A 4,172-nucleotide genomic window follows, 5' to 3' on the forward strand; every position below is an offset into this window, starting at 1 on the left:
TGAAGCATTAGGGGACGATTTAAATATACCCTTGGCTTTATCCCACTTACATGAAATGGTCACACAATTAAATAAAGAAAATAATTTAACAAAAAAATCTGAATTAAAAAATAAAATTTTATATAGTTCAAATTTAATGGGACTTTTACACCAAGACCCAAATGTTTGGTTCCAACAATCTGATGGGGTTAAAAAAAACGCTTTGTCAGCAGAAAAAATAGAAGCTAAAATTGCTGAACGTAATCAAGCAAGGCTGGCTAAAGATTTTGCAAAAGCCGATCTTATACGCCAAGAATTATTATCTTCAAATATTATTTTAGAAGATAAAGGTACGATGACAACCTGGCGTCGTCTTTAATATTAATTTTATGGTACATACTCCAATTATTATTTTAGTTGAACCCCAATTGGCTGAAAATATTGGTGCAGTTGCACGAGCCATGGGAAATTGTAATCTTAATAAATTGCGGTTAGTGAAACCAAGGGATGGATGGCCCAATCAATCAGCTTATGCTATGGCATCTGGGGCTGATCCTATTTTAGATTATGCAGATGTTTTTTCTACCCTTGAACACGCATTGGCAGATTTAAATTATGTTTATGCAACAACGGCGCGTCATAGAGAAATGGTTCGCTTAACCTATACACCCCATGCGGCAGCACGGGATATGTATAACTTAACACAAAATAATCAAAAAATTGGTATAGTATTTGGACCAGAAAGAACGGGGCTTTCAAATGATCATGTATCTTTGTGTCACGCAACCATTTCTGTTCCACTAAATCCAAAATTTTCTTCGTTAAACTTGGCCCAAGCTGTTTTGCTTGTTGGATATGAATGGTATCAAATATCGCATACAACATTAGAACATGAACTTGTTACCAATAAAACATCGCTTGCCGAACATAAAGAGGTGTTGAATTTCTTTATCTATCTGGAAAAACAATTGATCGATAAAGGATTTTTGGAAAACCAACAAAAAAGATCCTTAATGATTCGGAATATACGGAATATTTTCCAGCGTTCAAATCTAACGGAGCAAGATGTATCAACACTTTATGGTATAGTGAAATTTTTATCAGAAGATAAAAAACAATAGATAAAGTTATATATAATCTACGGAATAAGCGGTTGGATACTTCGTTGAAAGTCATCAAAATATATGGTCATAGGTTCTTTTAAAGTATCACGATAAAGACCAAATTTAAAATAAGTATAAGGCAAATCTTCCTGATAGGCTAAAATGCCGTGGTAACTTATGATTCTTTGTTTATTTTTCCAAACCTCTAATAGACCAGAAGAATTTTTAGAAAATTTAATATGGTAAATCATATCAATCCATTGATCTTTTATATTATTATTTTCTTTATAAAGAATGGTTTGGCCTTTATCATTATCAATCGTAATATAAAATTGCCCGTTACGATAGCGTTGAGCAATAAGCGGGCTATGATTTAAGGTGCAATTTTTACACATTTGCTTCCATTGACCTATAATTAAACGTCGATCTACAATTGGAAAATGATGCGGAAGATAAAAAGAAAATTTGTACCATATTTCTGTCTCTAAAGGTAACATTACCTTTTTACGTTCTTGGATTTCTGCCCTTTCTGTAAATTCACCATCACGGCCTATTTGCTTTTTATCATTTTGATAGAGGTTAATTTCAAGTGTTTGCCTGCCTTGTTTACCATATGTTTGGTGTAACTTAATGGCGTTTGTTTCAGCTTTTCCTAAATCCCATATTTTACTAATTCCAGATTCAAAATCATCTTGAAGATCAAAAGAAAAGACGCATCCACTAATTAATAAAAAATGAAAAATGATGATTAAAGCTATTTTGTTATAAAATAGGGAATATAACATAATAATTAACCTTATGATTAGTTTGAGTTTGGGTTGAACTTGACAAAAAAGCTAAATAAAGCTAAAAACTGGTCATTCCCAAAAACGTGGATAAAGCTATTTGTTTTAGACCGATTTTAATAAAATATCTATTAAAATCCTATTGGGACATTTAATTTAATCAAATAATAAATAGGATCAAAATGACTAAACGTACTGAAGCTAAATATAAAATTGATCGCCGTCTTGGTATTAATTTATGGGGCCGTGCTAAAAGCCCAATTTCTAAAAGAGAATACGCCCCGGGCCAACATGGTCTAAGAAAGAAAAAACCAACAGGCTATGGTCAACAATTAATGGCCAAACAAAAATTAAAAGGATATTATGGGAATATTGGGGAACGTCAATTTCGCCGTATTTATGAAGAGGCCATTAGACGCCGTGGGGATACAGGTGAAAATTTAATTGGTCTCTTAGAATCACGATTGGATACATTTGTTTATCGTGCCAAATTTGTTTCCACAGTTTTTGCCGCACGCCAGTTTGTGAATCATGGCCATGTGAAGGTTAATGGTAAACGGGTTAATATTCCATCCTATATATTGCGTGTCGGAGACGTGGTTGAATTGAAAGATAAGTCAAAAGACTTGGCCATTGTTGCAGTTGCAAGTGAATCAGCAGAACGCCAAGTTCCAGATTATATAGATTTAGATGGTAAAGCTTTTAAAGCAAAATATACGAGGGTACCACTTTTGGCGGATGTACCATATCCAATTCAAATGGAACCTAATTTAGTTATCGAATTTTACTCACGCTAATTCAAATAATGTCTAATAAAAAAGCCCTGAGTTGAAATCAGGGCTTTTTCTATTTTTATAACAAAGGTAAATATTGAAAATATTAATTGATTAACCCATGTTTGATTAATAGATCTTTTAATTCACCGGAACTGTACATTTCACGGACAATATCACAACCCCCAACAAATTCACCTTTTACATATAATTGGGGAATGGTTGGCCAGTTGCTGAAATCTTTAATACCTTGGCGAATTTCTGGGTCCGCTAGAACATCAATACCTTTGAAATCTACATGAAGTTGTTTTAGAACTTGTACAACAGCAGCAGAAAATCCACATTGCGGCATTGAAGGCGTACCTTTCATATAAAGCACCACATTATTATCTGTGATATCCTTTTTTACTTTTTCTGCAATAGAAGTATTCATATTATTCCTCTTAAATTTATGAATTTGTATCAGACGTAACAGAAGTTTTTAAAGCTAAAGCATGAAGTTGATTACCCATTTGTCCTTGCAAAGCGTCATAAACCATTTTGTGTTGTTGAACACGTGTTTTTCCAGCAAATGATTTAGAAATAACATGAGCTGCATAATGATCGCCATCTCCACGCAAATCTTCAATAATAACCTCGGCATCGGGAAGGGATGTTTTTATTAACAATTCAATATCTGAAGCTTTCATTGCCATTTATTATATCCCATAATTAATGTTTATTCATATAATCAGGAAGCCAATTTTCGTGTGCTTCTTGAAGTTCTTTAATAGATATGCGCTTTTGATTAAAAGTCAATTGTTGATCATCAGTTGTTTGCCCAATTATTTCAAGGACAACATTATAAGATTTTGCTTTTTCTAAAACAGATGATTTATGCGTGGCAGAACTTGCAATTACATACCTTGCTTGATCTTCACCGAATAACCATTTTAAATTATCTATATTGGGTTTTAAAGTTATTGCACAACCTATATGACTTGCCATGGCCATTTCGGTCAAAGTGATGGCAAGACCCCCATCACTAATATCATGACAACTTTCAATAATTCCTTCATCAATTAAGTGTCGGATAAAATTCCCATTTTTGAGTTCATCTTCAAAATTTATTTCGGGTGGTAACCCAGATTCTTGCCCTAAAATCTCGCGTAAAAATAGTGAACTTCCAAGATGACCTTGAGTTTCCCCCACAATATATATAATTTGATTTGTATTTTTAAAACGTAAGGATATAGCTTTATTATAATCTTGAATCAACCCCACCCCACCTATAGCAGGGGTGGGGGAAATTGACCGACCATTTGTATCATTATAAAGAGATACATTTCCAGATATGACAGGGTAGCTAAGGGCAAGACAGGCATCTTTGATGCCGTTAATTGCTTGAACAAATTGTCCCATAATTTCTGGTTTTTCAGGATTACCAAAATTTAAGTTATCTGTAATTGCCAGAGGTGTTGCACCTACAGCGGTTAAATTGCGCCAACTTTCGACAACAGCTTGGGCAGCACCCCTATAAGGATCGGAGATCG

The 4,172-nt window shown here is 33.9% G+C and carries 7 protein-coding genes; 3 read left to right on the forward strand and 4 right to left on the reverse strand.

All coding sequences use genetic code 11. From position 1 onward, the window contains the following. Positions 1-358, forward strand: a 358-nt coding sequence (locus K1X44_08830) for a cysteine--tRNA ligase (protein MBX7147390.1), incomplete at its 5' end; no start/stop codon positions are given. 10 nt (positions 359-368) lie between these two features. Next, a complete protein-coding gene (locus K1X44_08835; GenBank protein MBX7147391.1) occupies positions 369-1,100 on the forward strand; it encodes an RNA methyltransferase in 732 nt (243 codons plus the stop codon). A gap of 17 nt (positions 1,101-1,117) precedes the next feature. Here the strand turns inward: K1X44_08835 and K1X44_08840 are convergent, their stop codons facing one another. Further along, positions 1,118-1,867: a polysaccharide lyase gene (locus K1X44_08840; GenBank protein ID MBX7147392.1), complete on the reverse strand. Its 750-nt coding sequence runs from the start codon at positions 1,865-1,867 to the stop codon at positions 1,118-1,120. Between the two features lie 182 nt (positions 1,868-2,049). On the opposite strand from K1X44_08840, the gene rpsD reads away from it, so the two are divergent. After that, on the forward strand, positions 2,050-2,664 hold the full coding sequence (gene rpsD, locus K1X44_08845) for a 30S ribosomal protein S4 (GenBank protein MBX7147393.1): 615 nt from the start codon (positions 2,050-2,052) through the stop codon (positions 2,662-2,664). An 82-nt stretch (positions 2,665-2,746) separates the two neighbouring features. Here the strand turns inward: rpsD and grxD are convergent, their stop codons facing one another. From grxD to K1X44_08860, 3 genes are all read right to left on the reverse strand, one after another. Then, positions 2,747-3,073, reverse strand: coding sequence for a Grx4 family monothiol glutaredoxin (gene grxD / locus K1X44_08850; GenBank protein MBX7147394.1), 327 nt, complete (start codon positions 3,071-3,073; stop codon positions 2,747-2,749). Positions 3,074-3,089: 16 nt separating this feature from the next. After that, on the reverse strand, positions 3,090-3,335 hold the full coding sequence (locus tag K1X44_08855) for a BolA family transcriptional regulator (GenBank protein MBX7147395.1): 246 nt from the start codon (positions 3,333-3,335) through the stop codon (positions 3,090-3,092). Between the two features lie 16 nt (positions 3,336-3,351). Further along, the coding region (locus K1X44_08860; protein MBX7147396.1) for a phosphoribosylformylglycinamidine synthase II at positions 3,352-4,172 on the reverse strand (821 nt) is incomplete at its 5' end.

Source organism: Alphaproteobacteria bacterium (assembly GCA_019695395.1).
In the GTDB taxonomy this organism is placed as follows: Bacteria; Pseudomonadota; Alphaproteobacteria; order JAEUKQ01; family JAIBAD01; genus JAIBAD01.